Raw genomic sequence first — 25,369 nt, 5'->3', positions numbered from 1 at the left:
GACCTCAGGACTGCAGCACGAGCTCGCGCGCGAGCTGTGCGGCGCCCACCACCGCGGCCGCCTCCCCGAGCTGCGCGGTGCGGATCCGGGCGAGCGGCCTGCGGCCCGCCCCCGTCACGGTGGCGGCGTAGTGCTCGCGGGCCTCGTCGAGGAACAGCGGGGCCGACCCCGACACCCCGCCCCCGATGACCACGAGCTCCGGGTCGAAGACGTCGGCCACCAGCGCGAGCCCCTCCCCCAGCCACCGGGCGAGGTCGTCCATGGCGGCGCACGCCACCGGGTCGCCGTCGCGGGCGGCGGCGGCCACCCGCTGCCCCGTCACGCGGCCCGGGTCGCCCGCGACGAGCCTGCGCAGCACCGGGGAACGCCCGGGGTCGCGGGCCAGCAGCTCGACGGCGGTGGTGGCGAGCGCGGTGCCGCTGCAGTACCGCTCCCAGCAGCCGTTCTTGCCGCACGGGCAGGGACGCCCGTCCGGCACGACGCGGAGGTGGCCCAGCTCGGGCGCCACCCCGAAGGCTCCCCGGTAGAGGTTCCCGTCGAGGAGCAGCGCCGACCCGATACCGGTGCCGAGCGCGACGAAGACCGCGGTGGACGCGCCGGACGCGGCCCCGAAGTGCCGTTCGGCGAGCGCTGCCGCGTTGGCGTCGTGCTCGACGACGACGGGCAGCCCGACGCGTTCGGCGATCCGGTCGGCGACCGGGGCGTCGCGCCAGGACAGGTGCGGGGCGAACCGCACCCCGCGCCGGTCGGGCGTGACGAAGCCGGCCAGCGCGAGCCCGACGGCTCCGACGCGGTACCGCCCGGCCAGCTCGCTGATGACGCCCGCCAGCGCGGCCTCCAGCGCGGCCTCGCTACGCGGGGTGGGCGTGCGGGCCGTGTCGTGGACGTTCCCCTCCGCGTCGACGACACCGGCGCGGACACTCGTACCCCCGACGTCGACGCCGACGGTCAGCACGGGCACGGACGTGAGCACGGACACTCGACGGTTCTCCCACCGGCGGTCACCGGGGCACCGGGCCGCGATCGATCACGATGTGCTGGACGCGGCGCTGCGGCGGGTCGGGCTCGGCCGCCGGGGAGCCGTGGGGTGCGGGGGCGCCCTCCTCCAGCGCGGCCCGCAGCACGTTCAGCAGCCCGGAGGCGTACGCGGCGAGCTGCCCGGCGAGCTCGGGGTGGTCCCCGCGCAGCGCGGCGAGTAGGGCGCACACGGGACAGTTCGCGCAGGTCTCGGCGGTCTGCGTCACCGGCTCGGTGCGCATCCGCTCCAGGACGGGCTCGAGCCGGTCGAGCGTGCTCAGGACGAGTGCGCGCAGCTCGGCACCGAGCCCGGCGTGCTCGTTGCAGCTTCCCGCGGTGGTCGTCATCGGAGCCATGCTGCCGGGTCGGGGGTGAACGCCACCCGCAGGTCGTCACCGGAGAGGCGCGCGCCGCTCACGGTGCACCGGCGCAGCACCGACGGCAGCGCCACCATGCGGCGCGTCGGGCCGGCGGTGACGGCCAGGTCGTCGTCGATCCGGCTGAGGTCCAGGGTGCTCGCGACGACACCGGGCAGGTGCAGCACGAGCTCGAACTCGGAGTCGAGCGACCGGCCCCGGCCTGCCGTGCGGCGGATCTGCAGCAGCGGCTCGGGCGCGGCCCCCGCTCGCGGGGCCGGGTCGGCGGAGCCGTAGAGCGACCGCGCCACCTCGAGCAGGGCCGGGATGCCGGTCGGCTCGGCGGCGGCATGGGGGGCGGTGCGCAGCGAGACCGGCATGCCGCCGAGCTCCGCGAGCACGGCCTGTTGCTCGGTGTGGCGTTCCCGCAGCCAGCGGCCGGCCGGTCCGCGCAGCGACGGCGGTGGTCCGGGGAGCACCCGGTTCGCGACCAGCCCGTCGACGTGCAGGCCGTGCAGGGCGAGCGCGGTGAGCGTGCGGCGGGTCTCGGCCAGCACCATGCGTTCGGGGGTGAGCACCAGCCGGATCGAGGTCGTGGTGTGGTCGGCGAGCATCGCGCGCAGCCCGGTGAGCTGCTCGGCCAGCACATCGAGGGCGTCGACCGTGCGGTCCCAGGCCGGCTGCGCATCACGTCCCGCGCCGGTGAGGCCGGCGAGCAGGCCCCGCACCGCGCGCCGGTGGGCGGGGAACAGCCGTTCCAGGTAGCCCGACAGCGCCTCCGGCAGCGCCAGCAGCCGCAGCGTCTCGGCCGTGGGGCCGCAGTCGACGATCACGACGTCCCACGTTCCGTTCTCGGCGGCGCGGCGCACCTCGCCGAGAGCGAGCAGCTCCTCGACGCCGGGCAGCACCGTGAGCTCGTCGGCCACCAGCTCGTCGACGCCGGCGCCGGACAGCAGGGTGCGGAGGTGGCCGCGCAGGGGACCCCACGAGTCGTCGAGGAGTGCCCTCGTGTCGATGTGCGCGGCCGAGAGGCCGGGCTCCAGCTCGGTGGGCTCGCCACCGAGCTCGCACTCCAGCGCATCGCCCAGGGAGTGGGCCGGATCGGTGGACACCACCAGCACCTTGCGCCCTGAGCGCGCGAGGAGAGCGGCCGTGGCCGCAGCGAGAGTCGTCTTTCCGACGCCTCCCTTACCGGTGAAAAGGACGACGCGCACGACGCGGAGGGTAGCCGCGGGATCAGCGATGATGCGTCATGGGGCGCTTTCGACCCGACGTTTCAGCCCCTTGAGTGCAGTGTCGATGATCACCTTCTCCGCCTTGCGGCGCAACATTCCGATCATCGGGATGTTCAGGTCGACCGCCAGGCTGTAGGTCACGGTGGTCTCCGACCCCGTGCCAACCACCGTGTACGACCCGTTCTGCGCTTTCTGGATCTGGCCTTTCACCAGCGTCCAGCTCACCGACCGCGCGTCCGGCGCCCAGGTGTAGTCGAGCGTGTAGGAGTCCTTGATCGGGCCGGCGTCCATCGTGAACTTCACTCGTTCGGCGCGCCCGTCCGCGTCGCTGCCGAGCACCTCGACGCTCTTCACCTGCGAGGCCCATTCGGGGTAGGCCGGGAAGTCGGCGATCACTGCCATCACCCGCTCCGGTGGGGCGGCGATGGTGATCGTGGAGGTCGTAGCGTCGGCCATGGCGGCAGGCTACCGAAGGGATGCGCGCAAGCCCGAACATCCAACCCAGGAAGGTCGATCCCGGACCCGAACATCCACACGGGAGGGCCGGTCGCCGCCCCGCAACATCACCAGCGCAGCACGTAGGGCACGCCCGTCCGGCGGAAATGACCGACGTTGACGCACTCGGTCCGGCCCACCCGCACCCGGGCGGCCAGTGGCTGGTGGACGTGCCCGAACAGCGCCGCCCTCGGCCGGTCCCGGTGCACGACGTCCAGCAGCGCGGACGCGGCGGCCTCCGGACGGCGCGACACCACGTCGAACGCCAGTTCCGGCACCGCGGGCGGCACGTGGCTGCACAGCACGTCGACCGGGCCCAGTGCGTGGACGGCGGCCGCGAACTCCTCGGCGTTGCGCAGGTGCGGGGTCCAGGGACCGCTGCGGCGCAGCATCTGTCCCGCCGGCAGCGGTGCGCCGCCGACGAAACCGAACCGCAGCCCACCCACCGGGACGACGTTCCCGTCGGGGAGGCTGAGTCCGGGCCGCTCGTACTCCGGCCACAGCCGGGGCATGTCGACGTTGCCGGGGATGGCGTAGGTCGGGGCGGTCATCGCGCCGAACAGCAGGTCGTACTGCTCCCGGACGGCGTCTTCGACCACGGCGTCGGCGTCCTGCACCCGCGACCATGCGTCGCGGATGTACGCGATGAGCTCCCCCGGCGCTCCGTGCGTGCGCAGGTGCGCGAACCGCTCGCTGACCTCCGACCCGAGCACCCGGCCCAGGATGCCGGCGGCCGGATCGCCGTAGTCGACGTACTCGACGAGATCGCCCAGGACGACCAGCGCGTCGGCACCCTCGCCCGCCCGGGCGAGCGCCTCCACGTTGCCGTGCACGTCGGAGACCACGTGCACGCGCATGGCCGTCAATTTACGTCGGTGCCTCGCCCGGCGCGCGTCCCGCCTCCAGGCGGTCCTTGCAGGCGAACGCGAGTGCCTTGGCCGCGCGTTGGCGGCGGCGTGCCTCCGCGGCGCCCCGACGGGCCGAGACAGGGCGCGGGGCGCCGTCCGGTCCGGCCGGGTCGGCCCGCAGGAAGTAGTGCAGCACGGTCCCGTCGAGCACGGGTTCGAGCCAGACCTCCATGCTGCCGACCAGCGCTCCCTGCACGGTCCAGCGCAGTCCCTGGACGCCTCGGTCGGTCATCACCTCGAGGCGCAGGTCGGGCCACAGCACCGGCCAGCGCGCGGGCTGCGCGAACTCGGCGGCCACCACCTCGGGGGCCACGGCGAGGAACGTCTCGTCCATCACGTCCACCGACGGCATGGGCGCAGCCTGCCGCACCGGATCACGCCGTCGCGCCGGGGCCTGCCCCGGCCTTGAACTGCACGGTAGGTTCCCATGAACGACAGCCGGACCGGCCAGGAGGAAAAGACCGTGCGCGAGTACAGCGTCCCCGCAACGGTCCGTGTCGGCGACGAGGAGAACCTCGTCGACGCGGTCTACGACAACGCCGCCCAGGACGCCGCCGCACCGGCCTTCCGCCGCCGCACCGGCGCCGACGGCTCGTGGACCGACGTCACCGCCGGCCAGTTCGCCGACGAGGTCACGTCCGTGGCGCGCGGGCTGATCGCGGCCGGGGTCGAGCCCGGCGACCGGGTCGCCCTGCTCTCCCGCACGCGCTTCGAGTGGGCCGTCATCGACTACGCCGTGCTCGCCGCAGGCGGCGTCACCGTGCCGATCTACGAGACGTCCGCCGCCGAGCAGATCAACTGGATCCTCGCCGACTCCGGAGCGGTCGCGATCGTCGTCGAGTCGGACAAGCACCGGGCGCTCGTCGAGAGCGTCTCGGACGACCTCCCGGCGCTGCGGCACGTGTGGCAGATCGAGGCGGGCACCGACGGGTCGTCCGCGGCGATCGAGCAGCTCACCGCGCTGGGTACCGACACCCCGGCCGACGAGGTGCACGCCCGGCGGCAGGCGGTGGGGGTCGACGACCTGGCCAGCCTGATCTACACCTCCGGCACCACGGGCCGTCCGAAGGGCTGCGAGCTCACCCACGGCAACCTGGTGTGGGAGGCCAAGACGCTGGCGCGCGAGTTCTCCACCGTGTTCACCGACAGCGGGTCGTTCCTGCTGTTCCTGCCGCTCGCCCACGTGTTCGGGCGCGCGCTGCAGTACTGCGCGGTCGCCAGCCGCACCGTGGTCGGCCACACGCCGGACGTGTCGACCCTGCTACCCGATCTCCAGTCGTTTCGTCCGACGTTCCTGCTCGCCGTGCCGCGCGTGTTCGAGAAGGTCTACAACGGGGCCCGCCAGCGCACCCACGACGACGGCAAGGGCCGCATCTTCGACGCGGCCGCCGAGACCGCGATCGCGTGGAGCCGGGCCCAGGACACCGGCGGCCCCGGGCTCGCCCTCCGGCTGCGGCACGCGCTGTTCGACAAGCTCGTCTACAGCAAGCTGCGCGGCACCGTCGGTGGCAGCGCCGTGGCGGCCGGTTCGGGCAGCGCCCCGCTGGGCGAGCGGCTCGGCCACTTCTTCCGCGGGGTCGGCCTGCCCATCCTCGAGGGGTACGGCCTCACCGAGACCAGCGCGGCGGTCACGATCAACACCCTCGCGGCCCAGCGGATCGGCACGGTGGGGCGGCCGCTGCCCGGCCACTCCGTCCGCATCGCCGACGACGGCGAGATCCTGCTGAAGGGTCCGGTCGTCTTCCGGCGGTACTGGAAGAACGAGACGGCCACCGCCGAGGCGATCGAGGACGGCTGGTTCCACAGCGGCGACCTCGGCGAGATCGACGACGCCGGCTATCTGTCGATCACCGGCCGCAAGAAGGAGATCATCGTGACGGCGGGCGGCAAGAACGTCGCGCCTGCCGTGCTCGAGGACCGCCTGCGCGCGCATCCGCTGGTCAGCCAGTGCATGGTCGTCGGCGACGCACAGCCGTTCATCGCCGCGCTGGTCACGATCGACGCCGACGCCCTGCCCGGGTGGCGCGAACGCAACGGCAAGCCCGCCGGTGACGGCGTGGCCGACCTCGTCGACGACGCCGAGCTGCGTGCGGAGATCAGCAACGCCGTCGCGGAGGCCAACAAGGCCGTCTCCCGCGCCGAACAGATCCGCGAGTTCCGGATCCTGCCCGTCGACTTCACCGAGGCGGGCGGCGAGATGACGCCGACGATGAAGGTCAAGCGCGCCGTCGTCGTGAAGACCTTCGCCGAGGACATCGCGAGCATCTACAGCACCCCCAAGAGCTCCGCCTGACCCGGCGCGCCCGGATACTCCAGTGCAGGCCTCAGGTGGCCGCCGGGAGCGGGGCGCCGGACAGCAGCGCACGCAGGCGGGCCACGCGGGCGGGCCACGCCCACTCCTGCAGCATCCACTCGCGCCCGGCCGCGCCCATCGTCCTGGCGCGGTCCGGGTCGGCGAGCAGGCTCGACAGTGCGTCCGTGACGGCCTCGACGTCCCGGCCGTCGACGACGTGGCCGGTGCGGCCGGCCTGCACCGTCTCCGGCGCGCCGCCGGAGTCGCCGGCCACCACCGGCAGCCCGCACGCGGCGGCCTCCAGCAGCACGATGCCGAGGCCCTCGACGTCGAGCCCGCGGCCGCGCGTGCGGCAGGGCAGCGCGAACGCGTCCCCGACGGCGTGATGGGCCGGTAGCTCGGCGGCCGGCACCGGACCGGTGAACACGACGTGCTCCGCCGTGCCGGTGGCGGCGGCCAGCCGGTGCAGCCGGTGGCTGTCCGGTCCGTCACCCACGATCAGCAGGCGCGTTCCCGGCACCCGCTCCCGCAGCCTGGGCAGGGCCCGGATCAGGACGTCCTGTCCCTTCCGCGCGACCAGCCGGGACACACACGTGACGACGGGCGCGTCACCGAGGCCGTGGCGGCGGCGCAGCTCGGCGCGGGCGGCGGGGTCCGGGCGGAACACGGCGGTGTCGATCCCCGACGGCATGACCTCCAGGGCCGCGTCCGGGCCGAACGCGGCGGCCACCCGCCCGCGCGTGTAGCGCGAGATCGTCGTGAGCGCGTCGGTGTCGGAGCCGATCCGGCGCAACGCCTGCCGGGCACCGGGCAGCATCGCCCAGCCCACCTCGTGACCGTGGGTGCTGGCCACGACCCGGGTGATGCCGGCCCGGCGGCGCAGCCCGGGGCCCAGCAGGGCCAGTGGTGCCGACGCCCCGAACCACACCGTGGTCGCACCGTGCTCGCGGGCGAGAGCGGCCGCCCGCCGGGCGACGCCGGGGGTGGGCACCATCAGGGACGTCGGGTGCCGGTGCACGGGGTAGGAGCGCGCGGAGTCGAACTCCGCCGCGCCCGGCCAGGCCGGTGCGTAGACCGCGAGCTCACCGGCAGGGAGCCGGTCGGCGAACGCCTGCAGGTACGTCTGGATGCCGCCGGTGCGGGGCGGGAAGTCGTTGGTCACCAGCAACGTGGGCGGCACCCGCGCGACGCTAGTGCAGCCCGTTGCGGGCCCGGAGATGAGATCGGGCGGCGGCCGGCCACATCGGGCCGGCCGCCGCCCGTACTCGGGGAGCGGACGAGGCCTAGAGGCGGCGGGCGCCGCTGAAGGCGCTGCTCGACACCGTCTGGTACTTCACGACATCGCCGGTCTGGGGAGCGTTGATCATCTTTCCGCCGCCGGCGTAGATCCCGACGTGGCTCACCGGCGAGTAGTAGAAGACGAGGTCGCCGGGCTGCATGTTGTCCCACGACACTGCCTTGCCGACGCGCGCCTGCTGGCTGCTCGACCGCGGGAGCGTGACGCCTGCCTTCTTGAAGGCCCAGCTCGTGAGACCGGAGCAGTCGTAGCTGCTCGGGCCGGCCGCACCCCACTGGTAGGGCTTGCCGAGCTGGGTCGCCGCCGCCTTCAGCGCCTCGACACCGGCCCCGGTGCCCGTGATCGGGACGTCCGGGGCGTCCTCCTGGGGCCCGTTGCGCGCGCGCCGCTGCTGGGGGGACAGCCGCTCGAGGAGCTTCTCGGCCTGGTCGATGCGGATCTCCGCGTCGCGCTTCCGGGCGGCGACGTCGTCCTCGGCCTTCTTGGCCTCGTCGGCGGCGGACTTGGCCCGCTCGACGGCGGCGTCGGCATTGGCCTGTGCCTTCGCCGTGACGTCGACGACGGACGACAGCTGCTCGAGCGCGGCCTTGTAGTCGGCCGAGAGCGTCTCGAGTGCCGACATCTGGTCCAGGAAGTCCTGCGGGGACCCGCTCGCGAGCAGCGCGTTGAACTGGTCGAGGTTGCCGCTCTCAAAGGTGCCCATCGCCACCGCGTCGAGCTGCTGGCGGTACTGCTCCTCGTCGGCCTTGGCCGCGTCGACCGCGGCCTTGGCCGGCGCGACCGCCTGCTCGAGCGTCTGGAGCTCGGCCTGCCGGGCGTCGACGGTGTCCTGGGCGGCGTGCCACTCCTCGGTGAGGGCCTCGGCCTCCCGCTGCACCTGGTCGAGCTGGGCGGCGGCGTCGGCCGCGTTGGTGGGGGGCGGCGGTGGCGGCGACGGGGGCTGCGCGCTCGCCGGTGTGGCGCCGAGAACGAGAGCGAGGAGCGAGACAAGGACCAACGCTCCCGCGGATGGGACATGACTCCGGCGGAGGGCGGATCGGTGTGTGATCCACCGGAACTTCCGACCGTGACCGGATGGGGTACGCCGAGGCGACACCACGCGGATGGCTCTCCTCTCACCACCCGCACGCTCCCCGATCGGGGGCCCTCAGGCCATCCGTTCGGACGAAGGTGCGGTGACCTTGTGTCGCCATTCCGGTCGAATGGCTGAACCGCCACAAGGTCGCGGCGAGATTACGGAGACGGGCAATGACGGCCAAACCGGGGGGATGTCACCGGATGGGGTGATGAGAGTCCCCTGTGAATGCAAAGAGCTACCAAAGAGGTTCTGCAACGCTGTGATGTCACCCTGCGTCACGAGCCGATCTTCCGCCATCCGTGTCACCGGACGCTCGGCGCTCACGGACAGCCACCAGTCGCAATCTCGGTACAAGACCTTGATCTGCGAGCACATCCAGGGCACGTCGCTCCGGTGCGTCGAACTGCACGATGGGCGCGCCGGACGGCACCTCCGAACCCTCCGCTCCGGTCGTCTGCGGGGTGGGCGCGCCCAACAGAACACCGATCACGCAATCGCCGCAGGCGATCCCACGAACCTCGCAGCTGTCACAATCGATGATCATTTCCTGCTCCCTCGTCGGCCGGGTCGTTCCCGATACCGCGGACGTTAGGAGCGACCTCCGACAGTTCTTCGCCACCGAATGCCGATCGGATGACCGAAACGGCTGCCGCAGGGGTCAGACGCGGGCCAGCCGGCCCAGCAGCACCGCGGACGGCACCGAGTAGGCCCCGCCGCGGCGGACCGACTCCACGACCGCGCGGTCCGACGTGGCGACGAGGACCGGACGACCCTCCGGCTCGGCCGCCACGAGGTCGCGGATCACGTCGTCGGCCAGCACTCCGACGTCGCTGAAGAGCACGCGCACCCGCGATCCCCGCGGCGGGGCGGTGACGACGCCGGCACCGTCGAACACGACGGTGATCTCCACACCCGTCCGCGCCGCGAGCGCAGCCAGCTGTCCGACGAGACGCGTGCGCTGGTCGGCCAGCGGCAGCTCGGGATAACCCGTCTTGCTGACGTTGTAGCCGTCGACGATCACGTGCACCGACGGGACCGTCAGGAGCGCGTCGAGCTCGGACAGCCGGTCGATCGCCGCCCCGCGGCGCGCGGCCTGGGCGCCGGCCACGAGGTCGGCGGGCCGGGGGCCACCGCCGCCCAGCGCCAGCTCACGGCGCAGCCCCGTGACGGCCCCACCGAGGGTGTCGATGAGGAGCTCGAGGCGCACCTCGTCGGCCTTGCGGGCCTCGCGGGCGGCCTGCCGGGCCGCCGCCACCTCGGCCGATGCGCGGTCGGCGCGCCTGCGCTCCGCCTCGGCCCGGCCGCGCTCGCGGTCGCGCTCGGCCCGGGCCGCCGCCAGCTCGCTCTCGGCCGCGCGCCGGAGGTCGGCGGCGCTCTGCTCGGCGGCCACCTGCCCGTCGATGGCCGCGCGGAGCCGCGCTCCCTGCTCCGAGACGCGCCTGCGCAGCTGCTGGTACTCGGCGTCGCGCTGCTCCCCCGCCACCCTGGCCTGGGCCCGTGCCTCGGTGAGCTCCGCACGCAGCCGGTCGAGCTCGGCCGTGAGCTTGTCCACGCGCGAGAGCGCGGCATCCCGCTCGGCGCGCAGTTCGACGACCTCGCCACGGCGCGCGGCCGCGGCCACCGCGGCGGCGGCCGCGGGGTCGTCGGCGAGGAGAGCGGCCGCCGCGGCGGTGAGGGGGTCGTCCGCGGCGGTGGTGAGCTCCCCGGGGCGGTGCTCCTCCCACCACGCGACGACCGCCGCGCGGAAGGCCACCGAGGCCGCCAGCTCCGCGGTCAGCGCCGCCCCGCCCAGCTTCGCGCGCTTGGCCGGGGTGAAACGGGCGAGCCTGCGCAGCGGCACCGGGACGTCGGTGACGGGCATGGAGCCCACCGCGGCAGCGGCCGTGTCGGCCAGCCGGGCACGCACGGCGTCCGGGAGCCGCTCCCAGCTCACGGGCTCCGGGGCGGCGGGGTCACCGGGGCCGGAATCGCGGTCACCGGCAGGCGACGGCTCGGCCGCGCCGCACCCGGGCGGCCGGGCGGTGTCGTCTGACCCGGACATCACTCCAGGTTATCCGCGTTCGAGCGGAACCACCCACCGGTGGCAGCGCGAATACGCGCTGTGTCCCCCGGTTCTGTCGGTCACTGCCGCTAGCGTCCGCCGCCGTGCCCGGTCTCTCCCCACAGCTGTCCTTCGACGAGCTCGGCACCCCGTTGCGCGAGGTGACGTTCGTCGTGCTCGACCTGGAGACCACCGGCGGCTCGGCGGGCAACGACGCGATCACCGAGATCGGCGCGGTGAAGATCCGCGGGGGTGAGCGCATCGGCGAGCTCGCCACGCTGGTCGACCCGGGCACCGGGGTACCACCCGCAGTGATGGCGCTCACCGGTATCACCACCGCGATGATCTCCGGGGCTCCCCGGCTCCCCGCCGTCCTGCCCACCCTGCTGGAGTTCCTGAGCGGTGCGGTCCTCGTGGCCCACAACGCACCCTTCGACGCCGGCTTCCTGCGGGCGGCGTGCGAGCGCCACGGGCGGCCGTGGCCCCGCCCGCCGGTGCTGTGCACCGCGCGCCTGGCCCGCGCCGTCCTCTCCCGCGACGAGGCGCCGAGCGTGCGGCTCGGCGCCCTGGCCCAGCTGTTCGGCACCACCACGAAGCCCACCCACCGTGCGCTCGCCGACGCCCGGGCCACCGTCGAGGTGCTCCACCACCTGCTCGAACGGGTGGGCAACCTCGGTGTGCAGAGCCTCGAGGAGCTCCTGGGACTGGCCCGCGAGTCGGCGCCGCACCGGCCAACGCAGCAGCAGCGCAAGAAGCGGGTGCTCGCGGCCGGGGTGCCCGCGGCGCCGGGCGTGTACCTCTTCCGCGGCCCCCGTGACGAGGTTCTCTACGTCGGCACCAGCGGCGACCTGCAGCGGCGGGTGCGCAGCTACTTCACCGCAGGGGAGCGGCGCCGCCGCGTGCGCGACATGGTGGCGCTCGCCGAGCGCGTCGACACCGTCGTGTGTGCCCACGCGCTGGAGGCCGCGGTACGGGAGCTGCGGCTCATCGCAGCGCACCAGCCGCGCTACAACCGCCGGTCCCGCCGTCCCCATCGCGGGTGGTGGGTCACCCCCACCGCCGAGGCGTTCCCCCGCCTGTCCGTGGTCGCCACCCCCCGCGACGGGGCGCTGGGCCCGTTCGGGTCCCGGCAGGCGGCCGCCACGGCCGTCGACACCGTCCTCGACGCGGTGCCCCTGCGCCCGTGCACCCAGCGCATCCCGGCCCGCGGCGCCTCGGCGTCGCCCTGCGCGCTGCACGAGCTCGGCCGGTGCGCGGCGCCGTGCGCCGGGCTGCAGACACCCGAGGAGTACGCACCGGCGGTACGGGCCCTGCACGACCTGGTCGACGGCCGCGACGACGGCGCGCTGCGCACCCTGGCCACCGAGGTCGACGAGCTCGCCGGGCGGGAGCGGTTCGAGTCGGCCGCCCAGGCCCGCGACCGGCTCGCCGCACTGATCCTCGGCCTCGAACGCTCCCAGCGCCTGGCCACGCTCGCCGCGCTGCCCGAGGTGGTCGGAGCCAGGCCGGACGGCCGGGGCGGCTGGGAGGTCTCGGTACTGCGCTTCGGCCGGCTCGCGGCCGCCGGGGTGGCACCCCGGGGGGTCGCGCCCATGCCCGTGATCGACGCCCTGCGTCTCGGCGCCCAGACGGTCCTCACCGAGCCCGGCCCGCTGCGCGGAGCGCCCCCCGAGGAGGTGCGGCTGCTGCACCGCTGGCTCACCACCGGTGGCACCCGCCTGGTCCACGCCGAGCCTTCGTGGGCCGAGCCGGCCCGGAGCGCCGCACGCTGGGGTGGCTGGGTGGAGCGGGCGCGGCCGATCGAGGCCGGCGTGGACTAGGGTCGGGCGGGAAGTCGACCTACCCGAGGAGCCGTCGTGATCACCGCGATCGTCATGGTGCACACCGCCGCCGACCGCATCCCGGAGACCGCGCAGGCCATCGCCGACCTCGACGGGGTGAGCGAGGTCTACTCCTGCGCCGGTGACGTCGACCTCATCGCGGTGGTCAAGGTCAGCCAGCACGACGAGCTGGCCGACGTGATCGCCGGGCGCCTCAGCAAGGTCGACGGGGTGCGGCGCACCGACACCCACATCGCCTTCCGCTCGTACTCCCGCGCCGACACCGAGGCCACCTTCTCGGTGGGCCTGGACTGACCCGCAGGGGCCGACGCCCCCGCCGGCCCGGCGCGTCATGGACACATGACGCGGCATCAGGCCCCACCGGAACAGCATCACGGGACCACGACGCGGCAACCGCGGCCACCCGCTATGGAAACGAGCGACTCGCGCACCCGGAGCGGGCGACTCGCGCACGCGAAACGGGCGACTCGCGCACCCGGAGCGGGCGACTCGCGCACGCAAAACGGGCGACTCGCGCACCCGGAGCGGGCGACTCGCGCACGCAAAACGGGCGACTCGCACACCCGGAGCGGGCGACTCGCGCAGGGCGGCGCTACGACGCCGACCGGGTGAACAGGAGCGTCAGGCGCGCTGGGCCACCGAGAACGTCGCCCACCGCTGCAACAACCGCTGCGCCGCGCCCGAGTCGATCGCGGCCGCCACCCGGTCCAGGGCCGCCGGGAAGGCGTCGGCCAGGCGAGCGGGCACACCGTCGAAGGCCACCACCGCGGCCGCCGCGTTCAGCAGCACCGCCTCGCGCACCGGGCCGGGCTCCCCCGCCAGCAGCGCCCGGAACACCCCGGCGTTGACCTGCGCGGAACCGCCCCGCAGGTCCTCCCGGGTGGCGGGGACGATGCCGAACTCGCGGGCGTCGAGCGTCTCCCTGCGCACCTCACCGCCGGTCACGGCCCACACCGTGCTGGTGGTCGTGGTGGTCAGCTCGTCGAGCCCGTCGTCGCCGCGCACCACGAGCGCCGACGAGCCCCGCCCGGCGAGCACCTCGGCGATCACGGGGGCCAGTCGGGTGTCGGCACAGCCCACCAGAGCCGCGAGGGGCTGGGCCGGGTTCGTCAGCGGGCCGAGGATGTTCATGGCGGTGGGCACGCCGAGCTCGCGGCGGGGCCCGATCGCGTGCCGCATCGACGGGTGGAACACCGGGGCGAAGCAGAACCCGATACCGAGCTCGGCCACGCAGGCCGCGACGCCGTCGGGCGGCAGGTCGACGGCCACGCCGAGCGCCTCGAGCACGTCGGCGGCCCCGCTGGCCGACGACGCGGCGCGGTTGCCGTGCTTGACGACCGGCACTCCCGCCGCGGCGACCACGACGGCGGCCATGGAGGAGATGTTCACCGTCTGGGCCTGGTCACCCCCGGTGCCCACCACGTCGACGGCGCGTCCCGGCACGACCACCCGGCGGGCGTGGCGCAGCATCGCGTCGGCCAGACCGGAGATCTCCTCCGCCGTCTCACCCTTGACCCGCAGGGCCACGAGGAACCCGGCGAGCTGCGCGGGAGTGGCCTCTGCCGAGAGGATCCGGTCCATCACCCACGCGGTGTCGGTGGCACCGAGGTGCTCCCCGCGGATGAGCCTGCCCAGGATCCCCGGCCAGGTGAGCGGGGTGTCGTCAGCCACGGATCGCGGTGTCGAGCGCGGCGGACCGGCGCAGGACGTCGGCCACCGTCTCGGCGGCGGTGAGGGGGTCGAGCGGGTGCACGAGCACCGCGTCGGCCTGCGACCAGGTGGCGAGCCACCGGTCGTCGCTCCTGCGGAGGGTGACGATGATCGGCGGGCAGTCGTCGATCTCGTTCTTCAGCTGGCGCGAGAGACCCATGCCCCCGGTGGGCTGGGCCTCGCCGTCGAGGATGGCGAGGTCGACGCCGCCGGCGTCGACGGCGGCCAGCACCTCGGCGATGCCACCGGCCTCGACGAACCGGACGCGGCCGAGGTCGGGGGCAGGTCGCCGGCCGATGGCCATGACGACGGCCTCGCGTACCTCGGGGCGGTGGCTGAACACCAGCACGGTCAGGGTCGGGTGCGCGACGGGGCTGCTCACAGGGAGGAACTGTAGTGCCGCGCTCCGGAACATTCGGGGGGTGCCGCCCGTTGGCCGACCGAACCGTGACCGACACCCCGGGTATCCCGACAGGCTGTAGAAGTTGGCCGGGGGTCATAATGCCCGGGTGACGACAGCGGCTCCCAGCATCAGCGCGCGCATCCACTCGCTGAACCGCCCGAACCTGGTCAGCGTTGGCACCATCGTCTGGTTGTCCAGCGAGCTGATGTTCTTCGCCGGGCTGTTCGCGATCTACTTCACCGCGCGCGCTCAGAATCCTCCGGGTGCGACGTGGCCACCCGCCCCGACCCACCTCGACGTGCCTTACGCACTCGTCGTGACGATCGTGCTGGTGGCGTCCTCGTTCACCTGCCAGTTCGGGGTGTTCGCCGCGGAGCGGGGCGACGTGTTCGGGCTGCGCCGCTGGTACCTGCTCACGCTGGTCATGGGCACGATCTTCGTGCTCGGCCAGAGCTACGAGTACTGGAACCTCGTCCACGAGGGCACCACGATCTCGTCGAGCGCGTACGGCACGGTGTTCTACCTGGCCACCGGGTTCCACGGGCTGCACGTCACAGGCGGCCTCATCGCGTTCATCTTCCTGATCATCCGCACCAAGCTCAGCAAGTTCACCCCGCAGCAGGCCACCGCCGCGATCGTCGTGTCGTACTACTGGCACTTCGTCGACGTGGTGTGGATCGGCCTGTTCGCCGTCATCTACTTCATCCGCTGACCGCCGACATGGGCTGGAAGACGCAGACGATGACCACCACACCTTCCTCGAAGCGCCTCCGGGGCCCGCGCAGCCGTTTTCGACGCCGGATCGCCGGCGTCACGGCGCTCGGCATCGGCCTGCTGGTCGTAGGCGGCCTCTACACCACCTTCGCGCCGCAACCCCAGGTCGCGGTGGCGCAGCCGGACGACGCCGCACAGGTGGCGCTCGGGCAGGAGCTCTACAACTCCCACTGCATCACCTGCCACGGGGCGAACCTGCAGGGCGTGGAGGACCGCGGACCGAGCCTGATCGGCGTGGGCGACGCAGCCGCCTACTTCCAGGTGTCGACCGGCCGCATGCCGCTGGCGCGCCAGGAGGCGCAGGCCATCCGCAAGCCGCCGCTCCCTGAGTTCAACCCGGACACCCCCCAGGGCGCGGCGAACCTCGACGCGCTGGGCGCGTTCATCGAGTCCAACGGCGGGGGCCCCACGCGGCCGCCGGAGTCCGGGGCGGCACTGCGCGGCCCGGACACCGCCCGCGGCGGTGAGCTCTTCCGGCTCAACTGCGCGTCCTGCCACAACTTCACCGGCCGCGGTGGCGCGCTGACCTCGGGCAAGTTCGCGCCCAACCTCGACCCGGCCACCGAGACCGACATCTACACGGCGATGCTCACGGGCCCGCAGAACATGCCCCGCTTCTCCGACCGGCAGCTCTCGCCGGAGGAGAAGAAGGACATCATCGGTTACATCAAGTCGGTGACCAACGGCAACAACAACCCCGGTGGGGAGCCGCTGGGCGGCATCGGGCCGGTCTCCGAGGGCTTGATCGCATTCATCGTCGGCCTGGCCGGCCTGATCGGATTCGCACTGTGGCTGGGAGCCAAGTCATGACCACCTCGCGGCAGGACCCGCCCGCACTGGGCACGGAGCACCCGCATCCACCCACCCCCACCGCCGCCGAGGTGGAGGAGATGACGCCGGACCAGCGGGCGCGGCTCGCTGCGGAGCTCGACGACGTCGAGATCGTCCACAACCAGCGGAAGTGGCCGATCCCAGGCACCCGCGCCGAGAAGCGCGCCGAGCGCGCCGTCGCCCTGTGGTTCGTGATCTCCGCGATCGCCGGGCTCGCCTTCGTGGTGGCCTTCATCTTCTGGCCGTTCGAGTACGTGGCGCCGGGACAGCCCGGCTACACGATGTACGCGCTGTACACGCCGGTCGTCGGCGGCACCTTCGGTCTCGCGGTGCTGGCACTGGGCATCGCCGTCATCTCGTACGTGAAGAAGTTCTTCCCGGACGAGGTCTCGGTGCAGCAGCGCCACGACGGGGCGTCCGACGAGGTGGCCCGCCAGACGGTGCTCGCGCAGCTGGCCAAGGCCGGCCAGGACACCGGCATCGCGCGCCGCAAGCTGATCACGCGGGCGGCGGGCGCGGCGGCCGGCATCTTCGGCCTCGGGCTCGGGATCGCCGCGATCGCCCCGCTGGTGCGCAACCCGTGGAAGGGCGGGGCCGACGCCCCGCTGTGGGTCACGGCGTGGAAGCCGGTGAACGGCGAGACGGTGTACCTGCGCCGCGACACGGGCGACCCGGACGAGGTCTCCCTGGTGCGTCCCGAGGACCAGGAGGCGGGCTCGATGGAGACCGTCTTCCCGTTCCGCGAGTCGGACCGGGGCAACGACGAGGCACTGGAGGCGGGCCTGCGCGGCTCCGACACCCCGGTGATGCTCATCCGGTTCCGCCCGAACACCACGGTGATCGAGCGTCCCGGCCTGGAGAACTACCACTACGGCGACTACTACGCCTACTCCAAGATCTGCACGCACCTGGGTTGCCCGGCGTCGCTCTACGAGGCGCAGACCCAGCGGATCCTGTGCCCGTGCCACCAGTCGCAGTTCCTCGCGACGGAGTACGCGAAGCCGATTTTCGGTCCTGCGACGCGCGCGCTCCCCCAACTTCCCATTACCGTGAACGACGAGGGCTATCTCGTCGCCCGCGGGGACTTCAACGAGCCAGTCGGTCCGGCCTTCTGGGAGCTGAGATCATCATGAGCGCGATCACCACCCCCACGAGCTCGAGCGGTGGGCTGCAGGCAAAGGGCGCAGCCGCCCTCGATGAGCTGGACCAGCGTTTCCACCCGGCAGCGGGGATGCGCAAGCAGTTCAACAAGGTCTTCCCGACCCACTGGTCGTTCATGCTCGGGGAGGTCGCGCTCTACAGCTTCATCATCCTGCTGCTCTCGGGCACCTACCTCGCGTTGTTCTTCGACCCGTCGATGGTCGAGGTCACCTACAACGGCCCGTTCGACAACCTGCGCGGCGTCCACATGAGCCGTGCCTACGAGAGCGCACTGGAGATCTCGTTCCAGGTGCGCGGCGGGCTGTTCGTCCGGCAGGTGCACCACTGGGCCGCGCTGCTCTTCCTGGCCGCGATGGTCGCGCACATGATCCGCACCTTCTTCACCGGTGCGTTCCGCAAGCCGCGTGAGACCAACTGGATCATCGGCGTGCTGCTGCTGTTCCTCGGGTTCTTCGCGGGCTTCAGCGGCTACTCCCTGCCCGACGACCTGCTGTCGGGCACGGGGCTGCGAATCGCCTCCGGGTTCACCCTGGCGGTGCCCGTCATCGGCACCTGGACGCAGTTCGCTCTCTTCGGCGGGGAGTTCCCCGGCACCGAGATCATTCCGCGGCTCTACATCATCCACGTGCTGCTGATCCCGGGCATTCTGCTCGCGCTGATCGCGGTGCACGTCGGCCTGGTCTGGTACCAGAAGCACACCCAGTTCCCCGGCCCCGGCCGCTCCGAGAAGAACGTCGTCGGCGTCCGGATCCTCCCGGCGTTCGCCGCGAAGGGCGGCGCGTTCTTCGCGGTCACCGTCGGCGTCATCGCGATCATGGGCGGGCTGCTGCAGATCAACCCGATCTGGAACTTCGGGCCGTACAACCCCTCGCACATCTCCGCCGGATCCCAGCCGGACTGGTACGTGCTCTTCACCGAGGGAATGCTGCGGATCTTCCCGCCGTGGAACATCGCGATCGGGAACTACACGATCCCGCCGGCCTTCTGGGCCAGCCCCGCGTTCCTCCCGGTGCTCTACGTGCTCGCCGGCGCCTATCCGGCCATCGAGCGCCACTTCACGAAGGACAACGCGCTGCACAACCTGCTGCAGCGGCCCCGTGACGTTCCGGTCCGCACCTCGCTCGGGGTCATGGCCATCTCGTTCTACGCGGTGCTCGTCCTCTGCGGCAGCAACGACCTGATCGCCTACTTCTTCGACATCTCGCTGAACGCGACGACGTGGGCAGGCCGGATCGGGGTCCTGGTCGTCCCGCCCATCGCGTACTACGTGACCTACCGGCTCTGCATCGGGCTCCAGCGGTCCGACCGGGCGGTACTGGAACACGGCATCGAGACGGGCATCATCAAGCGGCTCCCGCACGGTGAGTTCATCGAGGTGCACCAGCCCCTCGGCGGCGTCGACGACCACGGGCACGCCATCCCGCTGGCCTACCAGGGCGCTCCCGTGCCCAAGAGGATGAACCAGCTGGGTATGGGTGGCGCCCCGGTGCCGGGCTCGTTGCTCACCCCCGACCCGCCGGAGGAGACCGCCGCGCTGGAGCGGGCGAGGGCCGAGGAGGCCGCCGCGGAAGCCGCCCAGCACGACGGCGCATCCCGCGACTCGGGGCACGCCGAGAGCGTGGCGCGCAGCGAGGAGCGCAAGGCGCTGACCGGTCCGCACTCGGGCGACTCGGGACCGACCGCGGGCGACTGAGGTCCCCGCCAGCACGCACGTGAGAGGGCCCCGCCGGGACACCGGCGGGGCCCTCTCGCCGTTTCCAGCACCCCGAGCGTGCACCGGTTCAGGTTCCGGGCCGACCAGGTGCACGCTCGGCCTGCCCGCCGGTCCGCCACGGGACGGGGGAACCGAGCAACCACCAGCTCCCGGCGAGCACGGCGAGGAACAGCAGCAGGTAGACGTCGGGCTGCAGCGAGATGAGCCCGGTGCTCGGGATCGGCCCGACCCCGGGGCCCGGCAGCGCGGTGACCACGGCGAGGGTGGCGGCGAGCACCCCGAGCAGCGCCACGGCGGCAGCCCGCCCGCCCGTCACCGCGCGGTGGGCGAGCAGGACCACCAGCGGCACGACCCACACCCAGTGGTGCGACCAGGCGAACGGGGCCAGCGCGGCCGAGCCGAGGCCGCACAGCGTCAGGGCGAGCACCTCCTGCCTGCCCCGGTGCGCCCGCACGGCCAGCCACACGGTGAGCGCCCCGAGCACGGCGGCGGTGAGGATCCAGGGCAGTACCGACGGGGCCGACGGGGTGCCGAACCGCGCAAGCAGACCGTTCAGCGAGTGGTTGGCGTTGCCGGCCACGTCGGAGATCCGGCCGGCGGCGGCGAACGTCCCGTGGAACCAGTAGGCGACCGAGTCGGACGGCGCGGCGAGGAACCCGATCCCGGCGGCGACGACGAACACCCCGAGCGCGGTGGCCGCAGCGCGCCGGCGCCCGGTGACCAGCAGGTACACCACGAAGATCAGGGGCGTCAGCTTGACCGCGGCGGCGATGCCGAGGCCCACCCCCCGCCACCGGCTGCCGGGGCGGCCGAGCAGGTCGGCAACCACGAGGGCGAGCAGCACGATGTTGATCTGCCCGAGGTAGAGGGTGGTGCGCACCGGGTCCAGGCACGTCGCGAGCACGGTGAGCAGGACCGCCGCCACGGCCGCGGAGCCGGACGGCACCCCGACGCTGCGCGCGCAGCGGTGCACGACGTAGCCCAGTAGCGCCAGGTCGCCGACGGTCCAGAGGACCTTCAGCACGTCGAGGGGCAGGAACACCAGCGGCGCGAACAGCGCCGCCGCGAAGGGTGGGTAGACGAAGGGCAGGTCCAGGAGCACGCCGCCGGTGTAGAGCGGTTCGCCGCTCAGCACGTGCTCACCGCCGGCGCGGTACACCTGCAGGTCGATCATGAGCAGGTGCGCGGCGGGCCAGAGCGCGAGCACCACTGCCTGCCCGGCGAGCGCGACCACCGCCCCGGCCGTGCCCCAGCGCAGTGCCCGCCGGCCGCGCACCTCGGTGTCCGCGGTCGTCCGCCCTGCACCCATCAGACCTGCGCCCATCGGCCCTCCGTGATCGTCGGCGCCCGAGGCTAGCCGGGCCGCGACGGCAGGCCGCGCGGCACACGCACCGTGCCGTCGTTCATGCTCGGGACGACCAAGCCGGGGACACACGAAGCGGGGAGCCGATGAAGGTCGACGCGATGCTGCAGGGCACGGGGCTGGCGGAGCTCGCTGCCGAGGCGCGGGAGCGGGAGGCGGCCGGGTACGACGGGCTGTGGAGCTTCGAGGGACAGCATGACCCGTTCCTCCCGCTGGTGGCGGTGGCCGAGCACACGTCCCGGCTGACGGTGGGCACGGCGATCGCGGTCGCCTTCGCCCGCAACCCGATGTCCACCGCGTACGTCGCACACGACCTGCAGGTGCACTCGCAGGGCCGCTTCCTGCTCGGTCTGGGCAGCCAGGTGCGCCCGCACATCGAGCGGCGCTTCGCCATGCCGTGGGGTCACCCGGCGCCGCGGATGCGGGAGTACGTGCAGGCGCTGCGCGCGATCTGGGCGTCCTGGAACGAGGGCGAACCGCTGAACTTCCGCGGCGACTTCTACTCCCACACGCTCATGACCCCGTTCTTCTCCCCCGCGCCGAGCCCGTGGGGTCCGCCCAGGGTCTACCTCGCGGCCGTCGGCGAGCACATGACGCGCGTGGCGGGCGAGGTGTGCGACGGTCTGCAGCCGCACCCGTTCACGACCGCGCGCTACCTGCGGGAGCGGACGGTGCCGACCCTGGAGGAGGGCCTGGCCCGGTCCGGGCGCACGCTCGCCGACCTCTCGATCAGCTTCTCCGGTCTCGTCGTGAGCGGGACCACGGAGGAGGAGATGGAGGCGGCCGCCCGGGGCGCGCGGGAGCAGATCGCGTTCTACGGCAGTACCCCGGCCTACCGGAAGGTGCTCGACCTGCACGGCTGGGACGAGCTGGGCGGCGAGCTCAACCGGCTCTCGCGCGGCACCGACGACGACCGCTGGCGGCAGATGGGCGAGCTGATCGACGACGAGGTGCTGAACGCGTTCGCCGTGGTCGCGGAGCCGGCACAGCTCGGGGCCGCCGTGCTGGACCGGTTCGGCGGCGTGGTGGACCGGTTCACCTTCTACGCCCCCTACCCGCACGCCGACGACCTGTTCGTCCCGGCGATGGAGGAGCTGCGGGCGGCGGACTGACGTCGGTCAGGGCCGCTCGGGCACCGGTACGGCCACGACCTCCAGGCCCGTGATCCCGGTGAAGTCGGCCGGGTTGCACGTGTGCAGCGGGAGGTCGTTCGCGATGGCGACCGCGGCGATCAGGGCGTCATACGCGCGAGCCTGCGGCTTCCGGCCGGCGTGGCGCAGGGATGCTGCGACGCGCCCGAACGCTCGGGCGGCCGGCGCGTCGAACGGGAGCGGGTCGAAGTCGGACTCGGCCTGCTGCAGAACAGACTGCCGCGCTGCCCGTTCGTCGTCGGACGAGGCGACCAGCGGCCCGACGGACAGCTCGGCGAGCGTGACCGTCGAGATCAGCGGCTCCGCGGGCAGCCCGCGCTCGCTGCGCAGGAGCGGGAGTGCGATGACCGTGCTGGTGTCCAGGAGGCCGCGAGCTTCTGGCGCAGTCACAGTGCAGGATCGAGCACGGCGTCGACGTCGGCCCGGAACGCGGCCGGGTCGACCACGGGCACGCTGCGCCAGCGGGTGAGCAGGGAGGCGGCGGAGAGCCTGGGCCGGGGGAGCGGCCGCAGCTCGCCGACCGGCACCCCGGCCCGCGTGACGACGACGGTCTCGCCCTGCTCCACCCGGTGCAGGACGTCACCTCCGTGGTTGCGCAGGTCCCGGATCGTCACCTCGTCCACGGATCGAATGTATCACCGGTGAGACGCCAGCTCGGGGGGTTCTTCGCACAACGGACGCATCACGATCCCCGCGCCGCTGGCCTTTCCGGATGCGCGACGCGTCGGGCAAAGGGAGCATCCGCACCACCCATCCTCCCGCGGAAGGACGCGTCATGCTCGCGATCATCGCCGCAGTGCTGTTCGCCCTGGCTCTCATCTTCGAGCTCGCCGGCATCTCCCTCGATATCATCACGGCCCAGGTGCTCCTGACAGCAGGTCTGCTGTGCGTTGCCCTGCACCTGGCCGGGGTCGGCGCCTCGACCTCGGGGTGGCGCCGCAGCAGCCGCCGCTGACCGACGCGACGGCCGCCCGCGGCAACCCGGTTGCCGCGGGTGGCCGTCGCACGACAGGCTGCGCCGGTGAGGGCTCGGGGGGTGCCGCTCGGCAGCGGGTTCGCGAAGCTGTGGGCGGCGAACGCCGTGTCGAACGTCGGCGATGGCGTCGCGCTCGCCGCCGGCCCGCTCCTGCTGGCGTCGCTGACGAGCGACCCGGCGCTGGTGGCGGGGGCGCTGTTCGTCCAGCAGCTCCCGTGGCTGATGTTCGCCCTGCCCGCAGGTGTGGTCGTCGACCGGCTCGACCGTCGCCGGCTGGTGGTGCTGGTCAACGTCGTCCGCGCCGTGGTCATCGCCGCGCTCGCGGTGGCCGTCGCCACCGGCGTGGTCACCGTGCTCCTGATCTACGCCGCGCTCTTCGTGATCGGTTCGATGGAGACGCTGGCCGACAGCGCGAGCACCGCGCTGCTGCCCGCCCTCGTCCCGGCTGAGCAGCTACCGCGGGCCAACGCCCGCCTCATGGGCGTCCAGATCGTCGGCAACAGCCTGCTGGCACCACCGCTCGGCGCCGCGCTGTTCGTCGTGGCCGCGGCCCTGCCGTTCGGCCTCAACGCGGCCACCTTCCTGGTGGCGGCCGTGCTCGTCGCCACGCTGCGCGGCTCGGTGCCGCGCGAGGTGCCCACCGGGGCGCCCCGCCCGATGATCCGCGACATCGCCACCGGTGTGCGGGCCCTCATGGGCCACCAGGTCCTGCGTGTGCTGGCACTGTGCCTGTGCCTGATGAACGTGACGCTGACCGGGGCGTTCTCGATCCTCGTGCTCTACGCGCGCGAGCGGCTCGGCCTCGACGAGATCGGCTTCGGCCTGCTCCTCGCCGCGAGCGCGGTCGGCGGCCTCGCCGGCTCGGTGGCCGCCGCGCGGCTGCTGACGCGGTTCGGAGCGGCGTTCCTGCTGCGCGTGGGGCTGGTGATCGAGACCTGCACGCACCTGTCCCTCGCGCTGACCCGGGCGCCGTGGGTGGCCGTCACGACGATGGTGGTCTTCGGCGCGCACGCGAGCCTCTGGGGCGTGATCACGCTGTCCTGGCGCCAGCGCGTGGTGCCCGACGCCCTGCGCGGGCGCGTCAACAGCGTCTACTTCCTGTTCGCGGTCGGGGGGTCGGCGATCGGCGCGCTCACCGGCGGGCTGGCCGCGCGTGGCCTCGGCATCACGGCGCCGTTGTGGATCGCGTTCGCCGGGATGGCGGCGCTCACGCTGGTGGCGTGGCGGCTGTTCACCCCGGCCCGGCTCGACGACCCGGATCCGGTCCCGCTCGTCGCGACCTGAGCCCGGCACGCCACGCGGGCCGGGCCCAGGTCGCGGGCCGGACGGGTCAGTCTCGCCAGCTGTGCTGCGGCTCGAACCCGAGCACCCGGCGCGCCTTGTCGATCGACAGCATCGTCTCGTGCTCCCCCAGCTCGCGGGTCACCGGGACGCCGGGGTAGACCTCGGCGGCGAGGTCGGCGCTGCGCCGGGACATCACCGTGTCGGCGTTGGCGATCACGAACACGTCCACGCCGGTGGCCTGGTGCTCCAGCGCCAGCCGCACCGCCTGCGCACCGTCGCGGCCGTCGATGTAGCCCCACAGGTTCCACCGCCGCGACGCCGGGTCGGCGTCGAAGCCGGGGAACTTCGCGTAGTCCTCGGGGTCCATCACGTTGGAGAACCGCAGCCCGATCATCTTCAGGTCCGGCACCCAGCGGCAGAAGTGCCCGGCCATCTCCTCCTCCAGGCTCTTGACCAGGGAGTATGTGCTCTCCGGGCGCACCGGGTACTCCTCGTCCACCGGGATGTAGGGCGGCGGGGTGTCGAACGGCAGCCCGAGCACGGTCTCGCTCGACGCCCAGACGATGTTGCGGATCCCCGCCGTGCGCGCCGCCGCGAAGACGTTGTAGGTGGCGGTGATGTTGTTCGCGAACGTGGTGGCGTTGGTGGCGAGCCCCGGCGCCGGGATCGCCGCGAGGTGCACGACGGCGTCCACGCCGTCGTGGCGGCCGTCGACGGCCGTCAACGCCTCGACCACCTGCCCGTGGTCGGTGAGATCCACCCGTACCGAGGCCGCGGCGGGGGAGCCGGGATCGGGCACGCGGTCGAGGGCGATCACGGTGTAGCCGTGTTCCTGCAGGTGGCGCACCACGTGACGACCGAGCTTCCCGCTGCTTCCGGTCACGGCGACGGACGTCATGGGCTTTCCTCCGGGGTGGGTCGTCACGGAGTGCCGACCGGCACCCCGCCCTTGTGTTACCACCCCGCCGCGGCGGGGCGCGTGGTGGGCTGCGACCGACCGCGCTACAGTCGTCGGCATGCGTACCGCCCTCTCGCACGACGTGGCCGTACGGCTGCGCGTCGGCTGAGCCAGGCCGCCGGCGCGCGTTTCCTCTCCCCTCCCCCAACCGAGGCCTGGCTCGGGTCACCCGTACCCCACGGAACCCCTGGAGCCACCATGACAGTTCTCGGCCATTCCCCCCGTCCCACCTGGGTCCCCCGGCTGCAGCGTCGCCACGAGATCGTCACCACCGGCGGCATGGACGGCGTGCTGCGTGTCGGCGCCGCGCTGCGCGCGTGTGGCTTCCCGGTGCGCGACTTCGCCGTCGACGTCCGCGACGGCGTCCCCTACAGCTGCGTGACCTGCACCGTCTCGGTCACGAACGACGAGTCGGCCACGTTCACCGAGCGGATGGGCGCGCTTCCGACGGTCGTGTCCGTCGCCCCCTGCTAGGAGCGCGCT

Annotated in this window: 26 protein-coding genes; 11 read left to right on the top strand and 15 right to left on the bottom strand. The window is 73.2% G+C overall.

The window, feature by feature from the left end; translation table 11 throughout:
- Positions 1 to 4: 4 nt before the first annotated feature.
- The 6 genes from ACQPZA_RS10560 to ACQPZA_RS10535 form a co-directional block, all read right to left on the bottom strand.
- A complete protein-coding gene (locus tag ACQPZA_RS10560; protein ID WP_433282755.1) occupies positions 5 to 955 on the bottom strand; it encodes an ROK family glucokinase in 951 nt (316 codons plus the stop codon).
- Positions 956 to 1,001: 46 nt separating this feature from the next.
- Positions 1,002 to 1,364 (bottom strand): hypothetical protein, encoded by a 363-nt coding sequence (locus ACQPZA_RS10555; RefSeq protein WP_169400291.1) that lies wholly within the window; start codon positions 1,362 to 1,364, stop codon positions 1,002 to 1,004.
- The gene (locus tag ACQPZA_RS10550) at positions 1,361 to 2,587 is read right to left on the bottom strand and encodes an ArsA family ATPase (RefSeq protein ID WP_433280084.1); all 1,227 of its coding nucleotides are present in this window, start codon (positions 2,585 to 2,587) and stop codon (positions 1,361 to 1,363) included. The genes ACQPZA_RS10555 and ACQPZA_RS10550 overlap by 4 nt, the downstream gene beginning before the upstream one ends.
- 36 nt (positions 2,588 to 2,623) lie before the next feature.
- Positions 2,624 to 3,064, bottom strand: a complete 441-nt coding sequence (locus ACQPZA_RS10545) for an SRPBCC family protein (RefSeq protein WP_169400289.1) — start codon at positions 3,062 to 3,064, stop codon at positions 2,624 to 2,626.
- A gap of 107 nt (positions 3,065 to 3,171) precedes the next feature.
- A complete protein-coding gene (locus tag ACQPZA_RS10540; protein ID WP_433280082.1) occupies positions 3,172 to 3,960 on the bottom strand; it encodes a metallophosphoesterase family protein in 789 nt (262 codons plus the stop codon).
- Between the two features lie 10 nt (positions 3,961 to 3,970).
- A complete protein-coding gene (locus ACQPZA_RS10535) occupies positions 3,971 to 4,363 on the bottom strand; it encodes a polyketide cyclase / dehydrase and lipid transport (RefSeq protein WP_169400287.1) in 393 nt (130 codons plus the stop codon).
- Between the two features lie 111 nt (positions 4,364 to 4,474).
- Here ACQPZA_RS10535 and ACQPZA_RS10530 point away from each other — a divergent pair, with 111 nt between their 5' ends.
- A complete protein-coding gene (locus tag ACQPZA_RS10530) occupies positions 4,475 to 6,304 on the top strand; it encodes an AMP-dependent synthetase/ligase (RefSeq protein WP_433282753.1) in 1,830 nt (609 codons plus the stop codon).
- Between the two features lie 31 nt (positions 6,305 to 6,335).
- Here the strand turns inward: ACQPZA_RS10530 and ACQPZA_RS10525 are convergent, their stop codons facing one another.
- The 3 genes from ACQPZA_RS10525 to ACQPZA_RS10515 all read right to left on the bottom strand — a co-directional run bounded on the left by ACQPZA_RS10525 (position 6,336) and on the right by ACQPZA_RS10515 (position 10,720).
- The gene (locus tag ACQPZA_RS10525) at positions 6,336 to 7,484 is read right to left on the bottom strand and encodes a glycosyltransferase family 4 protein (RefSeq protein WP_433280079.1); all 1,149 of its coding nucleotides are present in this window, start codon (positions 7,482 to 7,484) and stop codon (positions 6,336 to 6,338) included.
- Positions 7,485 to 7,587: 103 nt separating this feature from the next.
- On the bottom strand, positions 7,588 to 8,598 hold the full coding sequence (locus tag ACQPZA_RS10520) for an NlpC/P60 family protein (protein WP_433280077.1): 1,011 nt from the start codon (positions 8,596 to 8,598) through the stop codon (positions 7,588 to 7,590).
- Between the two features lie 739 nt (positions 8,599 to 9,337).
- The gene (locus tag ACQPZA_RS10515; protein ID WP_433280075.1) at positions 9,338 to 10,720 is read right to left on the bottom strand and encodes an NYN domain-containing protein; all 1,383 of its coding nucleotides are present in this window, start codon (positions 10,718 to 10,720) and stop codon (positions 9,338 to 9,340) included.
- Between the two features lie 104 nt (positions 10,721 to 10,824).
- Between ACQPZA_RS10515 and ACQPZA_RS10510 the strand changes: the two genes are divergently transcribed.
- Positions 10,825 to 12,540, top strand: a complete 1,716-nt coding sequence (locus ACQPZA_RS10510; protein ID WP_433280073.1) for a DEDD exonuclease domain-containing protein — start codon at positions 10,825 to 10,827, stop codon at positions 12,538 to 12,540.
- Positions 12,541 to 12,576: 36 nt separating this feature from the next.
- Entirely contained in the window at positions 12,577 to 12,855 is a 279-nt protein-coding gene (locus ACQPZA_RS10505; protein ID WP_169400353.1) for an Lrp/AsnC family transcriptional regulator, read from the top strand.
- A gap of 327 nt (positions 12,856 to 13,182) precedes the next feature.
- On the opposite strand, the gene trpD is transcribed toward ACQPZA_RS10505, so the two are convergent.
- Both trpD and ACQPZA_RS10495 read right to left on the bottom strand, forming a co-directional pair.
- Positions 13,183 to 14,232, bottom strand: a complete 1,050-nt coding sequence (gene trpD / locus ACQPZA_RS10500; protein ID WP_433280071.1) for an anthranilate phosphoribosyltransferase — start codon at positions 14,230 to 14,232, stop codon at positions 13,183 to 13,185.
- On the bottom strand, positions 14,225 to 14,653 hold the full coding sequence (locus ACQPZA_RS10495) for a hypothetical protein (protein ID WP_433280069.1): 429 nt from the start codon (positions 14,651 to 14,653) through the stop codon (positions 14,225 to 14,227). The genes trpD and ACQPZA_RS10495 overlap by 8 nt, the downstream gene beginning before the upstream one ends.
- 127 nt (positions 14,654 to 14,780) lie before the next feature.
- On the opposite strand from ACQPZA_RS10495, the gene ctaE reads away from it, so the two are divergent.
- Genes ctaE through qcrB form a run of 4 tightly spaced genes read left to right on the top strand, consistent with a single transcriptional unit; the run spans position 14,781 to position 19,133 of the window.
- A complete protein-coding gene (gene ctaE, locus ACQPZA_RS10490) occupies positions 14,781 to 15,386 on the top strand; it encodes an aa3-type cytochrome oxidase subunit III (protein ID WP_169400356.1) in 606 nt (201 codons plus the stop codon).
- Positions 15,387 to 15,415: 29 nt separating this feature from the next.
- Positions 15,416 to 16,258, top strand: coding sequence for a cytochrome bc1 complex diheme cytochrome c subunit (gene qcrC / locus ACQPZA_RS10485; protein WP_169400357.1), 843 nt, complete (start codon positions 15,416 to 15,418; stop codon positions 16,256 to 16,258).
- A complete protein-coding gene (gene qcrA / locus ACQPZA_RS10480; RefSeq protein ID WP_433280067.1) occupies positions 16,255 to 17,412 on the top strand; it encodes a cytochrome bc1 complex Rieske iron-sulfur subunit in 1,158 nt (385 codons plus the stop codon). The genes qcrC and qcrA overlap by 4 nt, the downstream gene beginning before the upstream one ends.
- Complete coding sequence (gene qcrB / locus ACQPZA_RS10475; RefSeq protein WP_433280065.1) at positions 17,409 to 19,133, top strand: cytochrome bc1 complex cytochrome b subunit; 1,725 nt, start codon at positions 17,409 to 17,411, stop codon at positions 19,131 to 19,133. The genes qcrA and qcrB overlap by 4 nt, the downstream gene beginning before the upstream one ends.
- Before the next feature lie 88 nt (positions 19,134 to 19,221).
- Here the strand turns inward: qcrB and ACQPZA_RS10470 are convergent, their stop codons facing one another.
- Complete coding sequence (locus ACQPZA_RS10470; protein ID WP_433280063.1) at positions 19,222 to 20,478, bottom strand: glycosyltransferase 87 family protein; 1,257 nt, start codon at positions 20,476 to 20,478, stop codon at positions 19,222 to 19,224.
- 125 nt (positions 20,479 to 20,603) lie between these two features.
- On the opposite strand from ACQPZA_RS10470, the gene ACQPZA_RS10465 reads away from it, so the two are divergent.
- Entirely contained in the window at positions 20,604 to 21,629 is a 1,026-nt protein-coding gene (locus ACQPZA_RS10465) for an LLM class F420-dependent oxidoreductase (protein ID WP_169397979.1), read from the top strand.
- A gap of 6 nt (positions 21,630 to 21,635) precedes the next feature.
- On the opposite strand, the gene ACQPZA_RS10460 is transcribed toward ACQPZA_RS10465, so the two are convergent.
- Both ACQPZA_RS10460 and ACQPZA_RS10455 read right to left on the bottom strand, forming a co-directional pair.
- Complete coding sequence (locus ACQPZA_RS10460) at positions 21,636 to 22,058, bottom strand: type II toxin-antitoxin system VapC family toxin (protein WP_433280061.1); 423 nt, start codon at positions 22,056 to 22,058, stop codon at positions 21,636 to 21,638.
- Positions 22,055 to 22,291 carry a type II toxin-antitoxin system Phd/YefM family antitoxin gene (locus tag ACQPZA_RS10455; protein WP_433280059.1) on the bottom strand — a complete coding sequence of 79 codons (237 nt, stop codon included), beginning with the start codon at positions 22,289 to 22,291 and terminating at the stop codon, positions 22,055 to 22,057. The genes ACQPZA_RS10460 and ACQPZA_RS10455 overlap by 4 nt, the downstream gene beginning before the upstream one ends.
- A 152-nt stretch (positions 22,292 to 22,443) precedes the next feature.
- On the opposite strand from ACQPZA_RS10455, the gene ACQPZA_RS10450 reads away from it, so the two are divergent.
- Together ACQPZA_RS10450 and ACQPZA_RS10445 are read left to right on the top strand one after the other, a co-directional pair.
- Positions 22,444 to 22,623: a hypothetical protein gene (locus tag ACQPZA_RS10450; RefSeq protein WP_169397978.1), complete on the top strand. Its 180-nt coding sequence runs from the start codon at positions 22,444 to 22,446 to the stop codon at positions 22,621 to 22,623.
- Positions 22,624 to 22,689: 66 nt separating this feature from the next.
- Positions 22,690 to 23,928 carry an MFS transporter gene (locus ACQPZA_RS10445; RefSeq protein ID WP_433280057.1) on the top strand — a complete coding sequence of 413 codons (1,239 nt, stop codon included), beginning with the start codon at positions 22,690 to 22,692 and terminating at the stop codon, positions 23,926 to 23,928.
- A gap of 46 nt (positions 23,929 to 23,974) precedes the next feature.
- Here ACQPZA_RS10445 and ACQPZA_RS10440 read toward each other — a convergent pair whose 3' ends face one another.
- Complete coding sequence (locus ACQPZA_RS10440) at positions 23,975 to 24,826, bottom strand: NAD-dependent epimerase/dehydratase family protein (RefSeq protein WP_433280055.1); 852 nt, start codon at positions 24,824 to 24,826, stop codon at positions 23,975 to 23,977.
- Positions 24,827 to 25,084: 258 nt separating this feature from the next.
- On the opposite strand from ACQPZA_RS10440, the gene ACQPZA_RS10435 reads away from it, so the two are divergent.
- On the top strand, positions 25,085 to 25,360 hold the full coding sequence (locus tag ACQPZA_RS10435; protein WP_433280053.1) for a hypothetical protein: 276 nt from the start codon (positions 25,085 to 25,087) through the stop codon (positions 25,358 to 25,360).
- Positions 25,361 to 25,369 lie beyond the last annotated feature (9 nt).

The organism is Pseudonocardia xinjiangensis, assembly GCF_050948425.1.
Taxonomy (GTDB): Bacteria; Actinomycetota; Actinomycetes; order Mycobacteriales; family Pseudonocardiaceae; genus Pseudonocardia; species Pseudonocardia xinjiangensis.
This window is presented reverse-complemented; position numbering and strand designations above follow the sequence as displayed.